This window comes from Pseudomonas sp. C5pp (assembly GCF_000814065.1).
In the GTDB taxonomy this organism is placed as follows: Bacteria; Pseudomonadota; Gammaproteobacteria; order Pseudomonadales; family Pseudomonadaceae; genus Aquipseudomonas; species Aquipseudomonas asiatica.
This window is the reverse complement of sequence record NZ_JWLN01000054.1, coordinates 1-17964: the sequence shown is the minus strand read 5'-3', so window position 1 is coordinate 17964 and position 17964 is coordinate 1. Positions and strand designations below refer to the sequence as shown.

Annotated in this window: 20 protein-coding genes and 1 pseudogene; 8 read left to right on the top strand and 13 right to left on the bottom strand. The window is 63.6% G+C overall.

Annotation, left to right across the window (positions count from 1 at the left end):
* Window positions 1-261, bottom strand: a 261-nt coding sequence (locus RR51_RS31125; RefSeq protein ID WP_177328688.1) for a hypothetical protein, incomplete at its 3' end; no start/stop codon positions are given.
* A gap of 131 nt (window positions 262-392) precedes the next feature.
* Between RR51_RS31125 and RR51_RS27160 the strand changes: the two genes are divergently transcribed.
* From RR51_RS27160 to RR51_RS27145, 4 genes are all read left to right on the top strand, one after another.
* Window positions 393-797 carry a TraR/DksA family transcriptional regulator gene (locus RR51_RS27160; RefSeq protein WP_003259022.1) on the top strand — a complete coding sequence of 135 codons (405 nt, stop codon included), beginning with the start codon at window positions 393-395 and terminating at the stop codon, window positions 795-797.
* Window positions 798-975: 178 nt separating this feature from the next.
* On the top strand, window positions 976-1167 hold the full coding sequence (locus RR51_RS27155) for a hypothetical protein (RefSeq protein ID WP_024086603.1): 192 nt from the start codon (window positions 976-978) through the stop codon (window positions 1165-1167).
* 410 nt (window positions 1168-1577) lie between these two features.
* A complete protein-coding gene (locus RR51_RS27150; RefSeq protein ID WP_003259020.1) occupies window positions 1578-2048 on the top strand; it encodes a hypothetical protein in 471 nt (156 codons plus the stop codon).
* Complete coding sequence (locus RR51_RS27145) at window positions 2045-2257, top strand: hypothetical protein (RefSeq protein ID WP_039615308.1); 213 nt, start codon at window positions 2045-2047, stop codon at window positions 2255-2257. The genes RR51_RS27150 and RR51_RS27145 overlap by 4 nt, the downstream gene beginning before the upstream one ends.
* 12 nt (window positions 2258-2269) lie before the next feature.
* On the opposite strand, the gene RR51_RS27140 is transcribed toward RR51_RS27145, so the two are convergent.
* The 7 genes from RR51_RS27140 to RR51_RS27110 form a co-directional block, all read right to left on the bottom strand.
* A complete protein-coding gene (locus RR51_RS27140; protein ID WP_003259017.1) occupies window positions 2270-2635 on the bottom strand; it encodes a Na+/H+ antiporter subunit G in 366 nt (121 codons plus the stop codon).
* A complete protein-coding gene (locus RR51_RS27135) occupies window positions 2632-2910 on the bottom strand; it encodes a K+/H+ antiporter subunit F (RefSeq protein ID WP_003259015.1) in 279 nt (92 codons plus the stop codon). Before RR51_RS27135 ends, RR51_RS27140 begins: the two co-directional genes overlap by 4 nt.
* Entirely contained in the window at window positions 2907-3395 is a 489-nt protein-coding gene (locus RR51_RS27130) for a Na+/H+ antiporter subunit E (protein ID WP_039615307.1), read from the bottom strand. The genes RR51_RS27135 and RR51_RS27130 overlap by 4 nt, the downstream gene beginning before the upstream one ends.
* Window positions 3392-5071, bottom strand: coding sequence for a monovalent cation/H+ antiporter subunit D (locus RR51_RS27125; RefSeq protein ID WP_039615306.1), 1680 nt, complete (start codon window positions 5069-5071; stop codon window positions 3392-3394). The genes RR51_RS27130 and RR51_RS27125 overlap by 4 nt, the downstream gene beginning before the upstream one ends.
* On the bottom strand, window positions 5068-5412 hold the full coding sequence (locus RR51_RS27120; RefSeq protein ID WP_013971840.1) for a Na+/H+ antiporter subunit C: 345 nt from the start codon (window positions 5410-5412) through the stop codon (window positions 5068-5070). The genes RR51_RS27125 and RR51_RS27120 overlap by 4 nt, the downstream gene beginning before the upstream one ends.
* On the bottom strand, window positions 5412-8327 hold the full coding sequence (locus RR51_RS27115; protein WP_015269660.1) for a monovalent cation/H+ antiporter subunit A: 2916 nt from the start codon (window positions 8325-8327) through the stop codon (window positions 5412-5414). Before RR51_RS27115 ends, RR51_RS27120 begins: the two co-directional genes overlap by 1 nt.
* A 150-nt stretch (window positions 8328-8477) precedes the next feature.
* Window positions 8478-9428: a DMT family transporter gene (locus tag RR51_RS27110; RefSeq protein WP_039615305.1), complete on the bottom strand. Its 951-nt coding sequence runs from the start codon at window positions 9426-9428 to the stop codon at window positions 8478-8480.
* An 83-nt stretch (window positions 9429-9511) separates the two neighbouring features.
* Between RR51_RS27110 and RR51_RS27105 the strand changes: the two genes are divergently transcribed.
* Window positions 9512-10075: a helix-turn-helix domain-containing protein gene (locus tag RR51_RS27105; protein WP_039615304.1), complete on the top strand. Its 564-nt coding sequence runs from the start codon at window positions 9512-9514 to the stop codon at window positions 10073-10075.
* 130 nt (window positions 10076-10205) lie between these two features.
* On the opposite strand, the gene RR51_RS27100 is transcribed toward RR51_RS27105, so the two are convergent.
* Window positions 10206-10754: a cysteine hydrolase family protein gene (locus RR51_RS27100; RefSeq protein ID WP_039615303.1), complete on the bottom strand. Its 549-nt coding sequence runs from the start codon at window positions 10752-10754 to the stop codon at window positions 10206-10208.
* A gap of 82 nt (window positions 10755-10836) precedes the next feature.
* Here RR51_RS27100 and RR51_RS27095 point away from each other — a divergent pair, with 82 nt between their 5' ends.
* Complete coding sequence (locus tag RR51_RS27095; RefSeq protein ID WP_039615302.1) at window positions 10837-11820, top strand: GlxA family transcriptional regulator; 984 nt, start codon at window positions 10837-10839, stop codon at window positions 11818-11820.
* A gap of 106 nt (window positions 11821-11926) precedes the next feature.
* Window positions 11927-12307 (top strand): antibiotic biosynthesis monooxygenase, encoded by a 381-nt coding sequence (locus RR51_RS27090; protein WP_039615301.1) that lies wholly within the window; start codon window positions 11927-11929, stop codon window positions 12305-12307.
* On the opposite strand, the gene RR51_RS27085 is transcribed toward RR51_RS27090, so the two are convergent.
* Window positions 12286-13056, bottom strand: coding sequence for an alpha/beta hydrolase family protein (locus RR51_RS27085; RefSeq protein ID WP_039615300.1), 771 nt, complete (start codon window positions 13054-13056; stop codon window positions 12286-12288). The genes RR51_RS27090 and RR51_RS27085 overlap by 22 nt on opposite strands.
* Window positions 13040-14158, bottom strand: coding sequence for a DUF3182 family protein (locus RR51_RS27080; RefSeq protein ID WP_039615299.1), 1119 nt, complete (start codon window positions 14156-14158; stop codon window positions 13040-13042). Before RR51_RS27080 ends, RR51_RS27085 begins: the two co-directional genes overlap by 17 nt.
* Window positions 14159-14378: 220 nt before the next feature.
* Between RR51_RS27080 and RR51_RS27075 the strand changes: the two genes are divergently transcribed.
* Window positions 14379-16187, top strand: coding sequence for an aminopeptidase P family protein (locus RR51_RS27075; RefSeq protein WP_039615298.1), 1809 nt, complete (start codon window positions 14379-14381; stop codon window positions 16185-16187).
* A 41-nt stretch (window positions 16188-16228) separates the two neighbouring features.
* Here the strand turns inward: RR51_RS27075 and RR51_RS27070 are convergent, their stop codons facing one another.
* Complete coding sequence (locus RR51_RS27070; protein ID WP_003259745.1) at window positions 16229-16510, bottom strand: hypothetical protein; 282 nt, start codon at window positions 16508-16510, stop codon at window positions 16229-16231.
* 168 nt (window positions 16511-16678) lie between these two features.
* Window positions 16679-17588: pseudogene (rhtA, locus tag RR51_RS27065) on the bottom strand (threonine/homoserine exporter RhtA).
* Window positions 17589-17964: the final 376 nt, after the last annotated feature.

Here is a 17964-nt window from a genome sequence, read left to right as displayed (position 1 = left end):
TGACGGGCATGGATGCCCGTCACCTCCCTCCGCAAGACCTCTGCTCGGCCTCCTGAAGTCGCGAAGATCAAGATCAAGATCAAGATCAAGATCAAGATCAAGATCAAGATCAAGAGCCAAAGCCAAAGCCAAAGCCAAAGCCAAAGCCAAAGCCAAAGCCAAAGCCAAAGCCAAAGCCAAAGCCAAAGCCAGAGCAGAGTGCGCCGACTGGCGGAATGTGGGCACCGGAAGCAAATTCGCACCCAATTGCAGTTGCTCCACGCGACGTGGCGCCTTAGACTGCCGCCCCCTGTAAAAGAGTGCCGGTTGGCGCTTGAAGAATTCTGCTGCCGATGCCGAGGCGTCGGCGGCACCCGAATCGCCCAAATGCACATTTTTTCATAGAGAAATCGATGACCAAGGAACAGTTGCTGGCCATGTCGGCCGATGACTACATGAACGCTGACCAGCTGGCTTTCTTCGCTGGCCTGCTGCAGGCGATGAAAGTCGAAACCCATGAACGCATCGAGCTGAGCCGTGCCACCATCGAAGGCCTGGACACCCCGTCGGATCCTGCCGACGTGGCTTCGGTCGAAGAAGAGCGTAGCTGGCTGGTGAACGCCATCGACCGCGACCAGCGCCTGCTGCCGCAGCTGGAAATGGCCCTGGACCGTATTGCCGACGAAAGCTTCGGCTGGTGCGATGACAGCGGTGAACCAATCGGCCTGAAGCGTCTGCTGATCAGCCCGACCACCAAGTACTGCATCGAAGCCCAGGAGCGCCACGAGCAGCTCGATCGCCACCAGCGCCAGGTGTAACCCCGCGCGGTGTGCCAAGCCCCACGGAGCGATCCCTGGGGCTTTTTGCGTTTCTTACCGGCGGCGGTTTTGTTGGCCTGCACGTAACACTGCTGTACCGGGATGCGCTGTTTCCGCGCCATAAGCAGGCGTATCATGGCTTTATCGTTAGGGTGCTAATTAAATTCCGGAGGGAATGATGAATAGCCGGGTCGATGTAGCCGTGATGATTGGTTCGGGTGTGCCTGCCACACTGCGTGCGCTGGGTAAACGCGTCTGCTGGGTGGTGCTGGTCAATGGCGAACGCCGTGGTACCGCATTTGCCACCCGTGAAGAGGCCTTGGAGTGCCAGGCGGCCTGGCAGCAGTTGAAGAAGGGCCTGGCTGCCTGAGCGCCGTGAGTGCTGCCAGCAAGCGTACGGGGTGTTGTTCAGGGCGTTCGCTTGTAAGAAATGTACTTTGCCTCTCGACGAATTTCGGTGTTTTCGTGCATATTCTTTCCCCAGTAATGCGCTGATGGATTGCAGGGCCCGTTCTTACGTGCGCTCTGGCATTGCCTGTCGCATTTTTTCTGGCGGTTTTGCTGTCAGACATTGCGCTTCCCGAATCGGGAATATGCCGAAAGCCTGTATTTGAGGCCAGATCTGGCAAGCCAGGGTAAAGATTCCCGCACGCTGCATCGCCAGCGGGCGCAGACATTTCGCATATCGCTTTATTACTCTTTTCGCCTATCGATAAGAAATGGCCGTGCCTCACCGAGCTTTGGGTGAGGGCGGGTTGTAACCGGTTGAGGATTACTTCATTGGCAGTCAGCACTCTTGATACCCATGCGTTGTTCGCCTTGGGCGACTTGCGCGGTAAATTGGCCCAGCTGTTCCAGGGCCGCTTTGTCTATGTTACGGAACAGAGTCCCGAAGGCCTGTACATGGCCGAAATCGACACCGAAAGCGCATTGGTCGTCGATGACAAGCAGCGTTTGGAACTGAAGGTCGGCGACCACTTTCGCGCCGCCGTGCTGCCCAGCCGCGAAGGCGGCAAACTGGAAATGCGCTTTCGCGAAATCAAGTTGAACGTATATGGCGTGGGCGACTATGCCTTCGTGTCGGTGCCTGAAGGCGAGGGCATCGTATTCCGTGAAGGCCACGGTGTGATGCTGGTATTCGCCGCACAGCAACAAGTGCAGGAAGGCCTGGGCAAGTTGCTCAAGGCGGTGACCGGCAAGGTTGCCAAATGGCGCAAGGGTGAGCTGACCACCTTCAAGGCCAGTGAATGACCCACAGTGACGACGCGCCTGCCACGCGTGCCGAGTTCCATCGGCAGCACCAGGCGGATGCCGTGGCCGAGGCCGAGCGTTTGCTGGCCAGGCGCGAAGAACTGCAAGGCGCCTGGTTGAACTGGGTGGCAGGGGAATTTTATCGCCTCGGCCCGCCGCCTTATGCGGCCATGGTCCGGCGCGAGTTGCAGCGCCTGGCCCAAGGGTGAGGCGGCGACCTGTCAGTTGCCTCTATCGCGGCCGCTGCTGACTTCTTCAGGGACCGGCTCTTTCGCCATGCGCTTGCGGAACAGCGCCGCCCGGGCCAGCAACAGTGTGGTCACCGGCACGGTGATCGACAGCAGGATCGGAATCAGCCAGGCGTGCAGCACCGGGGCTTCCTTGAGCCAGGAAAAATAGATGATCGAAGCCAGTGCCACGCACCAGGCACCAATGGTCGAAGCCAGTGCCGGCGGGTGCATGCGCTGGAAGTAGTCCTTCAGCCGCAACAGGCCAACGGCACCGATCAGAGCGAACAGGCTGCCGGTCAGCAGCAGCGCGGCAGTGACCAGCTCCAGCCAGAAGGGGAGTTGCAGGGTTTCAGTCATTCGATCACCTCACCGCGCAGCAGGAACTTGGCCAGGGCAAACGAGCCAACGAAACCGAACAGCGCAATCAGCAGGGCACCTTCGAAGTAGGTGTCACTGGCATAACGGATTCCCAGCACCAGCATGGTCAGCATCGCCAGGATGTACAGGTAGTCCAGCGCCAGCACCCGGTCCTGGGCGGACGGGCCGCGGAACAGCCGGATAAGTGCCAGGGCCATGGCCAGGGCGAAGATGAACAGGCTGGCGAGGACAGCATTGGCGAGCAGACCTGTCATTGGAAAATCTCCATCAGCGGGCGTTCGTAGGTGTCCTTGAAGTGCTGGATGAAGGCCGCCTCATCGTCCAGGTCGAACACATGCAGCAGCAACACGGTGCGGTCCAGCGCCAGCTCGGACCAGACCGTGCCGGGCACTACCGTGGTAATCATCGATAACGCCGCCAGGCCATGTGGGTCGTGCAGGGCCAGCGGGATGTGCACGAAGGCCGAACGCGGCGGCTGCTTGCCGGCGCGCAGCACGCCGCGGGCAACCAGCAGATTGGACATGATCACATCGATGCCGACCCGGCCAATCAGCCGGGCGATGGCCAGCGGCCGTCGCACATGGGCATGCTGCGGGCGCAGCGGTGCCATCAGCAGCGGCGCCAGCACGCCGAGCGCGGCAGCCAGCAGCAGGTTGCCAGGGCTGACCGATAGGTTCAGCAACAGCCACAGGCCGAACAGTGAAACCGATAACAGCGGTGCCGGGAACAGTCGATTCATGGCTGCACCTTTACGTCGAGCGAGGTGGGGCCAGGAATCGGCCGGGCGGCCATCACGGCTTCGATATAGGTGTCGGGGGCCTGCAGGCTGGCGGCGGTGTCCTGGGTGTAGCGCAGCAGCGGCTCGGCCCTGAAGCTGAGGATGAAGCACAGGCCGAGCAGGATGACGATGGGCAAGCATTCATAGCGGCGCAGCACCGGCGATGGGCGCTCTTCAGGCTTCCAGAAGCGCTGGATGCCGACGCGGCCGAAGGCGATCAGCGAGGCCATGCCAGACAGGACCAGCAACGCCACCAGGCCCCAACCCGCCATGCCCAGCGGCTGCTCGGCAGGCACGCCCAGCCCTTGCGGGTTGAACAGCGCGCTGATCAGGTTGAGCTTGCCGACAAAGCCCGACAGCGGCGGCATGCCGATGATCAACAGGGCGCAGGCGATGAAGCTGAGGCCGAGGAAGGCCATGGTCCACGGGATGATCTGGCCGATCACCACCTTCTGTTCATCGTCGAGGTTGATGCCCTTGGGTGGGTGCAGTGATTCCAGCGGTGGCGGCATGGCGTCTTCTTCGTCGTCCAGCGGTGCTTCGTTGGCCGAGCGCGAACGTTCGACCAGTTCGGCGAGCAGGAATAGCGCGCACAGCGCCAGGGTCGAATTGACCAGATAGAACAACGCCGCGCCGGTCAGCGCCGATTGCGCAAAACCGACGGCGCCGAGCAGGGTGCCGGCTGAAACCAGGATGCTGAGGGCGGCCATGCGCTCCAGGCGCTGCGCGGCCATGATCGACACTGCCGCCACCGCCAGGGTGACCAGGCCACCGTACACCAGCCATTCACCACCGAAGTGCGCCGAGGCCCCGGCCTGCCCCGAGAACAGCAGAGTCCACAGGCGCAGTACGGCATACAGGCCGACCTTGGTCATGATGGCGAACAGCGCTGCCACCGGCGCGCTGGCCGAGGCATAGGCCGGTACCAGCCAGAAGTTCAGCGGCCAGATGCCGGCCTTGACCAGGAAGGCCATGGCCAGGATCGCCGCGCCAGCGTGCAGCAGGCCACGGTCGGCCTCCGCCACCAACGGAATCTTCAGCGCCAGGTCGGCCATGTTCAGGGTGCCGGTCACGCCATACAGCATCGCTGCGCCGATCAGGAACAGCGACGAGGCGAACAGGTTGATGGCAATGTAGTGCAGGCCGGCACGCACCCGGGCGCGGCCCGAGCCATGCAGCAGCAGGCCATAGGAAGCGGCCAGCAGCACCTCGAAGAACACGAACAGGTTGAACAGGTCGGCGGTGAGAAAGGCGCCGTAAAGGCCCATCAGCTGGATCTGGAACAGTGCGTGGAAGCTGGCCCCGGCACCGTCCCAGCGAGCGCGGGCAAACAGCAGGGCACTGAAACCGATGATGCCGGTGAGGGTCAGCAGCAGGGCCGACAGGTGGTCTACCACCAGCACGATGCCGAACGGTGCCGGCCAGTTGCCCGGCAGGTAGACACCGATCGATTCCGCCTGGCCCTGGGTGCGCACCCACAGCAGCAGGCTGACCGCGATGGCCAGGCCGGCAAAGGTCGACAGCAGGTTCAGCCGGGCCTTTGTCCGCCGGTGTTTCTCGCCCAGCAGCAACATCAATGCCGCGGTAACCAAGGGCAGCAGGATGGGCGCGATGATCAATTGGCTCATGCCACTCATTCGTCACGCTCCCGGCCATCCACGTGGTCGGTACCGGTCAGGCCGCGCGAGGCCAGCAACACCACCAGGAACAGCGCGGTCATGGCGAAGCTGATGACGATGGCGGTGAGCACCAGGGCCTGCGGCAGCGGGTCGGTGTAGTGCAGCAGGTCCTGGGGCACGCCGTCCTTGATGATCGGTTCCTTGCCGATGAACAGGCTGCCCATGCTGAAGATGAACAGGTTGACCCCGTACGACAGCAGGCAGAGGCCCATGATCACCTGGTAGGTTCGCGGGCGCAGGATAAGCCACACTCCCGAAGCGGCCAGCACGCCGATGGCAACTGCAATCACTTCTTCCATCAGGCGGCTCCTGCTTGGCTGGTTTTCGCCGGGTTACCCGGGCGGTAGGCGCGCACCGATTGGTGCGCCAGGGCGGTGAGGATCAGCAGGGTCGAGCCGACCACCACGGTGAACACCCCGACATCGAAGAACAGCGCGCTGGCCACGTGCACATCGCCGAGCAACGGCAGGTGCAGGTGGGCGGTATGGGTGGTGAGGAACGGGTAGCCCAGCAGCATGGCGCCCGCGCCGGTCAGGGTTGCGCACAGCAGCCCGGTGCCCATCCAGCGCAGCGGGCGCAGGCTCATCTGCGCCTCGACCCACTGGGTGCCGGCCACCATGTACTGCAGGATGAACGCCACCGACATCACCAGGCCGGCAACAAAGCCGCCACCCGGCTGGTTGTGGCCACGCATGAACAGGTACATCGACACCAGCAGGGCGATCGGCAGCAGCAGGCGCACCAGCACCGCGGGCACCATCATGAAGCCCAGGGCGGTGTCGGTGGCATGCCGCGGGTTGATCAGGTCGGTGACCACGTCGGGTGCCAGCTGACGCTGCTGCGCCGGCAGTTGCATGCTCTCCTTGGGCGGGCGGAAGCGCCGCAGCAGGGCGAACACGGTCAGCGCCACGGCCACCAGCACGGTGATTTCACCGAGGGTATCGAAACCACGGAAGTCGACCAGCATGACATTGACCACGTTGGTGCCACCGCCCTGGGGGAGTGCCCGGCTCAGGTAGAACGAGGAAATATCGTTCGGCGTCGGCCGGGTCAGCATGGCGTAGGACAGCACGGCCATACCGCCACCTACCAGCACCGCCAGCAGCAGGTCGCGCAGGCGACGCATGCGCGCACGCTCGAGGCTGCCCGGCAGCGGCGATACGCCTTCGATCCGCCGCGGCAGCCAGCGCAGGCCGAGCAGGATCAGCACGGTGGTGACCACTTCCACTACCAGCTGGGTCAGGGCCAGATCGGGCGCGGAGAACCAGACGAAGGTGATGCAGGTCATCAGGCCGCAGACGCTGACCATGATCAACGCCGCCAAACGGTGATACTTGGCCTGGTAGGCAGCGCCGATGGCGCAGGCGATGGCGATCAGCCACAGCGCGACAAACACGCCCGAGCCCGGAATCTTCGGCCGGTCGCCCCAGCTGAGACCACTGTAGAGCATGGGGGTGAGGCCGGCGAGGAAGGCGGCGAGCACCAGCATGAACAGCTGCGATTGCAGGCGGCGGCTGGTGAGCAGGCGCTCGATGCGCCGCGCCAGCAGCATTAGCTGCACCTGGCCGTGTTCGAACAGGCGCTTGCCATTGAAGCGTTCGATCACCGGTGGGTAGGGGAAGCGGCCAAGGCGCAGCTGCTTGCGCAGCAGCAGGTAAAGCACGATACCGCCGCTCATGGCCACCAGGCTCATGATCAGCGGCGCGTTCCAGCCATGCCAGATGGCCAGGCTGTATTCCGGCAGGGTGCCACCCACCACAGGCAGGGCGGCGGCGGCCAGCAGCGGGCCGACCGACTGGGCAGGGAAGATGCCCACCACCAGGCAGGTAAGCACCAGCAATTCGACCGGCGCACGCATCCAGCGTGGCGGTTCGTGTGGGGTATGCGGGAGGTCCTGCGCAGTGGGGCCGAAGAACACATCGACGGTGAAGCGCAGGGCATAGGCCACGCTGAAGGTGCCGGCCAGGGTGGCGACCACCGGCAACGTGGCCTCGACCCAGGCAGTGGAGCTGATGAACACCGTTTCGGCGAAGAACATTTCCTTGGACAGGAAACCGTTCATCAACGGTACGCCGGCCATTGAGGCACTGGCCACCATGGCCAGGGTGGCGGTGTATGGCACCAGGCGTATCAGCCCGCTGAGGCGGCGGATGTCACGGGTACCGCTTTCGTGGTCGATGATGCCGGCGGCCATGAACAACGAGGCCTTGAAGGTTGCGTGGTTGAGAATGTGGAACACCGCCGCGACTGCGGCCAGCGGGCTGTTCAGGCCCAGCAGCAGGGTAATCAGGCCCAGGTGGCTGATGGTCGAGTACGCCAGCAGGCCCTTGAGGTCGTTCTGGAACATGGCGGCGAAGGCGCCGAGCAGCAGGGTGAGGGCGCCGGCACCGCCTACGATCCAGAACCACTCTTCGCTGCCCGACAGCACCGGCCACAGGCGCGCCAGCAGGAACACCCCGGCCTTGACCATGGTCGCCGAGTGCAGATAAGCCGATACCGGGGTGGGCGCTGCCATGGCATGGGGCAGCCAGAACTGGAAGGGGAACTGTGCGCTCTTGCTCAGGGCGCCGATAAGGATCAGCGGCAGCAGCACCGGGTACAGCGCATGCTGGCGAATGGTGTTGCCGGCAGCCAGGACCTTGTCCAGATCGTAGCTGCCGACCACATGGCCGAGCAGCAGTGCACCCACCAGCAGGCACAAGCCGCCCGCGCCCGTGACCATCAGCGCCATGTAGGCGCCACGGCGGGCGTCGGCACGGTGGTGCCAGTAGCCGATGAGCAGGAACGAGAACAGGCTGGTGAGTTCCCAGAAGAACACCAGCTGGATCAGGTTGCCGGAGATCACCAGGCCGAGCATGGCGCCCATGAAGGCGAGGAAGAAGGCGAAGAAGCGCGGCACCGGGTCTTGTGGCGACATGTAGTAGCGGGCGTACAGCGACACCAGCGTACCGATGCCCAGCACCAGCAGCGAGAACAGCCAGGCGAAGCCGTCCATGCGCAGCACCAGGTTCAACCCCAGGCTGGGCAGCCAGAGGAACTCTTCGCGAATCACGCCACCGTGGGCAACCTGAGGGTACAGCAGTGCTACCTGGACAGTGCCGACCAGGGCCACGAGCCCGGCGAGAATGGACTCCGCGTTACGTGCGTTGTGCGGCAGCACGGCTGCCAGGCAACTGCCCACGAACGGCAGAAGCAATAGCACTATCAATGACATAGCGTTCTATTCTGGAGAAGTTTGCAAAGAATCATACGTGCCGAGGGGTTGATCACCAACACGCAAGCTGTCGCAGAATCCTACAAACAGGCTGTGACAAGCTGTTTTTTTATAACAGATTCTTACAAAGCATAGCCGCAGTTGGCGGCTTTACAGGCCAGCCTGGCGTTCACCTTCATCCGTCACTTCCCGCGCTTCGGCCACCTCGCGCGGGCGGCGCACCTTGAGTTCGCTGACCACCACCGCGATCACGATCAGCAGGCCGCCGAGCAGTGCCACGCCCGGCAGGCGTTCACCGGCGATGCGCCCGACGATCCCGGCCCATACTGGTTCGCCGGCATAGATGAGGGTGGCGCGGGTGGGCGAGACCGACTTCTGCGCCCAGTTCATGGCTACCTGGATCACCGCGCTCATGGCGCCCAGGCCCACGGCACTGGTCAGCAGCAGCCAGGAAAAGTCGGGTATGCGCTCCTGGGTCGGCACGATCATCAGGAACGCCAGCAGCGAGGCGGTCGCCAGCTGTACCACGGTGACCCGGCGCACATCGACCTGCCCGGCGTAGCGGCTGATCAGGATGATTTCGCCGGCAATGGCCACGGCGCTGACCAGGGTTACCAGCTCGCCTTCGCTGAAGTGCAGGCTGCCACCCTCCGGGCCGGCCAGCAGCATCAGGCCGATGAACGCCAGGCCGATACCGATGCTGGGCATAAGGCCGGGGCGCCGGCCCAGCACCAGCCATTGCAGCAGCGGCACGAACGGCACGTACAGCGCGGTGATGAACGCCGACTGGCTGCTGCTGATTGTTTGCAGGCCCATGGTCTGCAGGCCGTAGCCGAGCATGATCGACACGCCGATCAGCATGCCGGCCTTCAGTTCGGTGAAGGTCAGCCCTGGCAGCGCCCGCGCCGAGACCACCCCGACGAACAGCGCGGCTGCAGCGAAGCGCAGGCCGACGAAGAACATCGGGCCGCTGACGCTCATCACGTTGTGCACCAGCAGGAAGGTGCCGCCCCACAGCATGGTGATGAACACCAGCACCAATTCGGCCTTGCTCAGGCGAAAGGCAATGGCAGGGGTCGGTTTGCTGCTGGGCTGGCTCATGGTCTTGCGCACTCTGAAGGGGCGGCGCACAATCGCCGCAAAGTGGGCAGTATACTGCGCAATACCGACCAGTGAGCAATATAGTGCACAAAGATTCCTCGCACCGGGCATCGGTGCTGCAACATGTCAGCCTCAATGTACGCAGCCTGCGCAACGCCGCGGGTATGAGCCAGACGGCGTTGGCGGAGCGTTCCGGGGTCAGCCGGCGCATGCTGGTGGCGATCGAGGCGGGCGAGAAGAATGTCAGCCTGACTACTCTCGACCTGATTGCCGAGGCCTTGGGCGTGGCTTTCAGTACCCTGATCCAGGCACCTGACCAGCGCGACCCCGGGCGCATCGAAGAGTTGGCCTGGGCCGGCGAGCACCCGCAGAGCCGGGCGGTGCTGTTGGGCAGCAGCGTGGCGCGGCGCGAGGTGGAACTGTGGGAATGGACCCTGGCACCGGGCGAGTGCTATTCCAGCGAGGCTGATGCCGAAGGCTGGAGCGAGCAGATCTATGTGGCGCAAGGGCAACTGACGCTGATTATCGAAGGGGTCGAGCATCGCCTGCAGGTCGGGCAGTTCCATGTGTTTCCCAGTAACTGCCGGTATGCCTATCGCAACGATGGGGCGGTGGAGGTGCGGTTTGTGCGCAATGTGGTGATCTAAGAGCGCGCAGGGCTGCACCACCCCACCTGTGGGAGCGGGCATGCCCGCGAACACCGGCGGAGCCGGTGCCATCCTCCGCGTCGCCTGATTCGCGGGCACGCCCGCTCCCACAGGTGCTGAGCAAGCCTGATCAGCTATTCAGCAATTCATCGGTCCTGACCACCTTGGCATAGGCAAACGCCAATGCTGCCATCACCGAATCATGCACCTGCGCCGCCGGCACCCGCTTGCCATCGAACTCCAGTGGCAGCGTGGCACAGGCGTCGTGCGCCACGGTCACTTCGTAACCCAGGTCGGCCGCGGCCCGGGTGGCGGCGTCGATGCACATGTGGCTCATGCTGCCGACGATGGTCAGGGCCTCGACGCCATGCCGGTCCAGCGTGTGCTCAAGGTCGGTACCGAGGAAGGCGTTGACCTTGTGCTTGAGCACCACCGGCTCACCGGCTTGAGGCTCGACCTTGGCATGGATCGCCGCACCCTGCGAGCCTGGCGCGAAGAACGGCGCATCGGCGCTTTCGAACTCATGCCGCACATGTACCACCAAGTCGCCCCGTTGACGCGCCGCCGCCAACAGGCGGGCAGCATTGTCGGCCGCCTGGTCGGCACCATCGAGGGTCCATTTACCGCCCGGGAAGTAGTCGTTCTGGATGTCGATGATGATCAGCGCCTGCTTGCTCATGCTGCCTCCTGTGGCAGTAGTCGTTGGATGTCGTTAGTTATAGGCTGTGTGCACTGACCTGAGGATTGGCGCGAACGACACTATGCAGGCAAAAACTGACAACCCCGCCAGCCTGGACATCGGCCTGCTGCTGTACCCCGGCGCGCAGCGTGCTGCCGTGCATGGGCTGGCCGACCTGTTCCTGGTGGCCAACCGGGTGCTTGCCGAACTGGGTGCCGTCGAGTTGCCATCGGTGCGTATCAGCTTTTGGCAGGCAGACGAGGCGGGGCAGTTGCAGCCTGCCCCTGAGAGCCCGCCTGCCGCCGCGGCCGATCTGCGGGTGCTGATCATTCCGCCAAGCCTGGAGTCGGCACCGCAGGGTGAGCTGCTTGAGCGCCATCGAGCGTCGTTGTGCCAGTTGCACGGGCACGGCACGGTGCTGGCATCGGTGTGCATCGGGGTGTTCTTCATCGCCGCCAGTGGTCTGCTCGACGGGCGCCCGGCCTGTACCCACTGGAACTACGTGCATTCGCTTGCCCAGCGTTTTCCCAAGGTACGGGTCGAGGCCCAGCAGCCGTTGCTGGACGATGGCGACATCGTCACCTCGGCCGGGCTGATGGCCTGGACCGACCTGGGCTTGCGCTTGCTGGAGCGCTTCATGGGCGCGACGGTGGCGCGGGAAACTGCCCGCTACCTGGCGGTCGACCCGGTCGCGGCGCCGCTGCCTGGTGCAGTGTTCAATCCACGCCTGGACCATGGCGATGAGGCGGTACTGAAGGTGCAGCACTGGTTGCAGGGCAACGGTGGGCAGGATGCCGATCTGGCCAGCATGGCTGCGTGCGCGGGGCTGGAGGAACGCACCTTCCTGCGGCGTTTTCGTGCTGCCACGGGGCTACGGCCAACCGAGTACTGCCAGCAGGTGCGGGTGGGGCGTGCGTGCCGCTTGCTGGAGTTCACCCGGCGCAATGTCGAGCAAATCGCCTGGGGCGTCGGTTACCAGGACCCGGGTGCGTTTCGCAAGGTGTTTCAGCGCATCACCGGCCTGACCCCGAGTGATTATCGGCGGCGCTTCGCGGTATCGGGTTAGGGCGCGGGGGCGTTCCCGGTGCGGAAAACCGCTTGACCTTGACATAACTTGAGGTTTTACCCTGCTCTGCATCGCGCTGTAGGCGTCCGTCACCAGGAGACCGTTCATGACGGCAACATCCCATGCCCTGTGGTTTACCCAGATGATCGAATTTGAAGTGCCTGGCAAGTTCCAGCAGGCGTTGGCCCAAGCGCTGGTGGCGCGCAGCGAAGAGCTGGCCGCGCGTTGCGAGGGGCTGCAGGGCGTCAGTATTCAGGCCAGCGAAGATGGCAGCCGGGTGCTGCAGTACCTGCAATGGCAGTCCCGCCAGGCGTGGGCAGCGGCGGCCGTATATTTCGTCGGGGAACCTTTCCTCGACCTGCTTGGCCAGTACCAGGCGCGTGGCGTCAACTTTGCTGCCTACCAGACGCTGCGCAGCCTGGTGCGCGGTGCCGACGGCGGCCTGCATTGCCAGGTAGGTGAGCCTCAGGCATACCAGGGCGCGTAGTGCGGGTAGCGATCCAGGCGGGCGCCAATGACCATTTCGCTGACCCATGCCGCCAGGATCGAACTGTAGGCTTTCTGGCTCTGTTCGCTGGACAGCGCGTGGTCGGCACCGTCGACGATGCGGTGGGTGAGTGAATGGGCGCTGACGAATGCCGAGCGGTAGCTCATCAAGGTGCTGTGCGGCACGTAGTCGTCCTGCTCGGACTCGACCAGCAGTACATCGCCACCGAACTCGGCACAGGCTGCCAGTGCGCGGTTGTCCGCCGGGCCGAGCGGGCGCTGGCGGTAGGCGTTCAACCGTTGCCGGTCGAGGGTTTGCTTGGGGAGGTTCCATTCGTCGTCCCAGTACATCGCGGGTACCCGCAGGGCCAGCCATTTGACCGGCCGCTCGCGGGTCAGCAGGGTGGCCAGGTAGCCGCCATAGCTGCTGCCGATGATGGCGATGGCACTGGTGTCGACGGCCGGGTGGCTTACCAACCGGTCGTAGGCCACCATCAGGTCGGTCAGGTTCTGTTCGCGGGTTACCGTCAGCCGTTGGCTTTCGGTTTTTTCGTGGCCGCGCAGGTCGAAGGTCATGCATACGCAGCCCAGCCCGGTGATATGCCGGGCGCGGGCCAGGTCGCGTTGCTGGCTGCCACCCCAGCCGTGGACGAAGAGAATGCCCGGCATCTTGCTGCCGGGGCTGACCAGGGTGCCGACGATGCTGTCATCCTCGACCTGCAGTTCAACGGTTTCACTTTGAATGGTCATGTTCGCGAATCCGCGCAAATTTGCTGAGTTGTCCGAGTTCACTGTCGTTTCCTTGGTAAAAGAGGGTGGCGTCAGTGGGAAGTTCGGGGGTGCCGAACACTTCATGGGTGGAGGCACGCACCCGTTGCAATGCCGGGTCGTCGGCGAACGCCTGCAAGGCCAGCAGTTCGGCACTGCTGGCACCGCCCAGGCGCCAGGATTGCTCGAGTACGCCGCTGCGCAGGTGGCCCTGTGGGTTCACGCCGCGGGCAATGTCGTAGTTGCGCCGCGAGGCGATGAAGCCGGGGAAGTGCTGCTCGGCGGCCTGTTCGTAGGCCATTGCCTGATTGATGGCCAGGCGCAGCGCCTCATCCAGCGGCAGTTGCAGCAGTGCCTGGTAGTCACCGCGTACCACTACCAGGTCGGAGCCGCCATACACTTCCGTGCCCTGATGGTCGCGGGTAAGTTGCTGGGTGCCGTGATAGCTGCAGGTCAGGCCGGCGACACGTACCTGGCCAACGCTGAAGGTTTGCACTTCGCTCAGGTCTTCCTCGAGCACCAACCCCCATAGCGCAAGGTCCTGGTCATCCATGCCGGCCAGCAGCGGTTCCAGCTCATCCGCCGTGGTTATGACCTGTTGCCCACGGCCTGCGCAGGCCAGTACCGGCTTGATTCGCAACGGGCCGTCCGTCAGTAACAGCTGTGCGGCGGTCCGTGCATCGGCCTTGCTGAATACGGTGTAGCCGCGCAGCAGGGCGTCGCAGGCTTGCCGTGCGAAGGCATCGGTCCAGCCCGGCGGGAAACTGGCCCCGGCCGGCAGCGGGTGGGAAATCGCCTTGGTCGCCATGTAGGGGTGTGCGACCAGGCCACCGAAAAGGTCCTGTTCGCTGCAGATGCCGAGGGCGGCATGGCGTTCGGGATCGACCAGGGTTTCGGTGGGCAGGTAGTAGTAGCCGTCGGTGGCGCTTGGTGGCTGGCTGGGTTGCACGTGCGGGCAGCCCAGAAGGCTGGCCAGGCCATCGGCAAGCTTCAGGTGCACGGCATGCTCGTGGTCGGGGGTGTGCGCGCGGGTGTCGAGCAGCACCACGCCGCTTTTAGGGGCGCAGGCGTTGGGCATGGTCATTTGCCTGTGTGCAATGAATGTACTGAGTGTGAAGCCGGTGCTTTGTGGAAGTTCAGCGGAACTTGATCGGTGGTTCTGGCCCGTCTGTAGGAAATGTCCGGTATGCGCAGGGCGTCACGGGCAATGCATGCCGTGTGTCGGTCGCCAAGATTGCAGGGCTTCGGCAGCTGTTCCATTATCGGCACACTGGATAAACCGTGATGTAGCCGCAGGAGAGCGCATGAACGTTCAGACCACCCTTGGGCAAAGCGTGCCGCAGCGTTTGGCGCTGGTTCGCCAGGCCATGGCCGCAGAAGGCATCGATGCCTTGCTGGTACCTTCGGCCGACCCCCATCTTTCCGAATATCTGCCTGGTTACTGGCAAGGGCGCCAGTGGCTTTCTGGTTTCCATGGCTCGGTCGGCACGCTGGTGGTCACGGCTGGCTTTGCCGGGTTGTGGGTCGATAGCCGCTACTGGGAACAGGCGGAACACGAGCTGGCGGGCAGTGGCATCGAGCTGATGAAACTGCTGCCGGGCAAGCCTGGTGCGCTGGAATGGCTGGGCGATCACGTCGAGCCCAACGGCAGCGTGGCGGTAGATGGTGCGGTCATGGCGCTGGCTTCGGCGCGCCAACTGAGCGATCGGCTGAAGGTGCGCGGGGCGCGATTGGTGACTGACAAGGACGTGCTGGGCCAGGTCTGGGAAGGGCGCCCGGCGCTGCCAGGCAACCCGGTCTACCAGCATTTGCCGCCGCACGCCACGGTGAACCGTGCGGAAAAACTGGCGCAGTTGCGCCAGAGCGTGCAGGCCAAGGGGGCCGATTGGCATTTCATCGCCACCCTGGATGACATCGCCTGGCTGTTCAATCTGCGCGGTAGCGATGTTTCCTACAATCCGGTGTTCGTAGCCTTTGCCCTGATCAGCCAGCAGCAGGCCATCCTGTTCGTCGGCCAGGACAAGCTCGACGAACATCTACGCAAGGTGCTTGCGGCCGACGGTATCGAAGTGCGTGGCTACGCCGAAGCAGGCAAGGCCCTTGCCGCCATGCCGGCCGGCAGCCGATTGCTGGTCGACCCGGCCCGGGTGACCTGCGGCTTGCTGGATAACCTGCCGGCCGAGGTGGAGCTGGTCGAGGGCCTCAACCCCAGCACCTTGAGCAAGTCGTGCAAGGGTGATGAGGAACTGGTGCACATCCGGCAGGTGATGGAGCAGGATGGCGCGGCCCTGTGCGAATTCTTCGCCTGGCTCGAGGCCAACCTTGGTCGTGAGCTGGTTACCGAGCTGACGATCGACGAGCAGTTGAGTGCCGCCCGTGCCCGCCGCCCAGGCTTCGTGTCGTTGAGCTTCTCGACCATTGCCGCCTTCAACGGCAATGGCGCGATGCCGCATTACCGCGCCACGGAACAGTCGCACGCGGTCATCGAGGGCGATGGTCTGCTGCTGATCGATTCGGGCGGGCAGTACCTGGGGGGCACCACCGACATCACGCGCATGGTGCCGGTGGGCAACCCGAGCCTTGCACAGAAGCAGGATTGCACACGCGTGCTCAAAGGCATGATCGCCCTGTCGCGTGCCACCTTCCCGCGGGGCGTGCTATCGCCGTTGCTCGACGCCATTGCCCGGGCACCGATCTGGGCTGACCAAGTGGATTACGGCCACGGCACCGGGCATGGTGTGGGCTACTTCATGAACGTGCACGAGGGGCCGCAGGTAATTGCCTACCAGGCGGCACCCACGCCGCAGACCGCGATGCAGGTGGGCATGATCAGCTCGATCGAGCCGGGTACGTACCGCCCAGGGCAGTGGGGAGTGCGCATCGAGAACCTGGTGGTCAATCGCGAGGTCGGCAAGAGCGCCTTCGGCGACTTCCTGAACTTCGAGACCCTGACGCTATGCCCGATCGATACCCGCTGCCTGGTGCCCGAGTTGTTGTCCAGGGAAGAACTGGACTGGTTGAATGGCTATCACGCCAGAGTACGCGAGCGTCTGGCGCCGTTGCTCAAGGATGAAGCGCTGGCCTGGCTGGAGGCGCGCACCGCGCCCTTGTAAGGTGGCAAATGAAAAGGGCAGCTTGCGAGCTGCCCTTTTTTCTACTTGCAGATGACGATCATGCTGCGGCTGGTGTAACCCGCCGGGTTGATGCCGAACAAGTAGTCACCGGGTTCTTCATCGCTATCGCCCGAGCGTGCAATGACCCGGTATCCGCGCGTGCTGCAGGAGCTTGCGGCCTTGCTGTAGCAGTTGTCCCACGAGGAAGACAGGCCGGAGCAATTGATATGCAGGCCTTTCTTGCCTTTTTTGACCTCGGTCTTGGCCGTGGCGGCACATCCAGCAATAGCCAAGATGGCCAGGATGAGCAAAATACGTTTCATTCCTGTCCTTAAATGCAGGGCGGATCAGCTGCCTGGCCCTGTCGTTATCGCTTTGGTTCTTCCTGAAATTTCCCCAGCGTCCGTGTTCGGTCCAGTAGATAGCGTAAAGATGATGATTCTGTGACAGCTTAATCAGCGAGACGGGTCGCTACAATCACTAATCCTGTCTCAAATGAAAATATTTCTCATATCAGTCAGTGGCAACGACCGGGCTGGGTTCCTTGCGCATGGACAGGGTGGTGCCGACAGACGCGGTGATGATCGCCAGAATAGCCAGCCACTGGGTAATCGTCAGTACCTCGCCCAGGAACAGCAGGCCGGACAATGCGCCGAATGCTGGCTCGATACTCATGAGGGTGCCGAAGGTGCGTGCCGGGATACGCGTGAGGGCAACCATTTCCAGGCTGTAGGGCAGGGCGGTGGACAACACCGCGACTCCTAGCGCCATGGGGATCAGGGCGGGTGTGAGCAATGCGCTGCCGGCGTGGGCGATACCGATGGGGGCAACGAACAGCGCGGCCACCACTACGCCCAGTGCGGCACTCTGGATACCATGCTCGGCCCCGGCACGTTGCCCGAACAGGATGTACAGCGCCCAGCATACGCCCGCGCCCAGGGCATAGGCAGCGCCGACCGGGTCGAGGGCCTGCCCGCCATGGCCGGCCGGCAGCAACAGCAGCAGGCCGACGATGGCCAGGGCAATCCAGAGGAAGTCGATCGGCCGGCGCGAGGAGAAGATTGCCACGGCCAGCGGGCCGGTGAATTCCAGTGCCACGGCAATGCCGATCGGTACCGTTTGCAGGGCCATATAGAAGAGGAAGTTCATGCCGCCCAGCGCCATGCCGTAGATGATGACGTTGCGCAGGGTATTGCGGGTCATGCGCACACGCCAAGGGCGCAGGATAAGCAGCATGATGATGCTGGCGAAGATCAGGCGCAGGGTGGTGGTGCCTTGCGCGCCGATGATGGGGAACATGCTTTTGGCCAGGGAGGCGCCGGACTGTATCGATGCCATGGCGATGAGCAGCAGGCCGATCGGGAAGAGGGTAGCGGCCAGGCTGCGGGGCTGGGTGTTCATTTCTGCGCGACGATCCTTGAGCGGGGTTGGGGTGAGCAATATAGTGCGCAAATACGAGGGGCGGGGGCAAGGCGCTTGGCGTTGATATTTCAGCGCCTGTGCGATCGAGCGCCGGACAAACAAGGCGGTCGCGTGCGCTGGTACTGACATTACTTGCCCGAAACAGACGTGGGAGCAGCCTTGCGCTGCGAAGCGCCGCGCGGGCGGCGCTCGATCTCACAGGCGCTGCAAGGCTCGCGACGAGCGCTGGGGGCCCTGATGCAGTCTTTTTCAAAAAGATTCTAAATTATTGAAATTAAAGGTTGACCTCCTGAAACATCGCCCTATAATGCGCACCACTCCAACGCGGTAGCGAAGCAAAGCCAGCCACCATGTT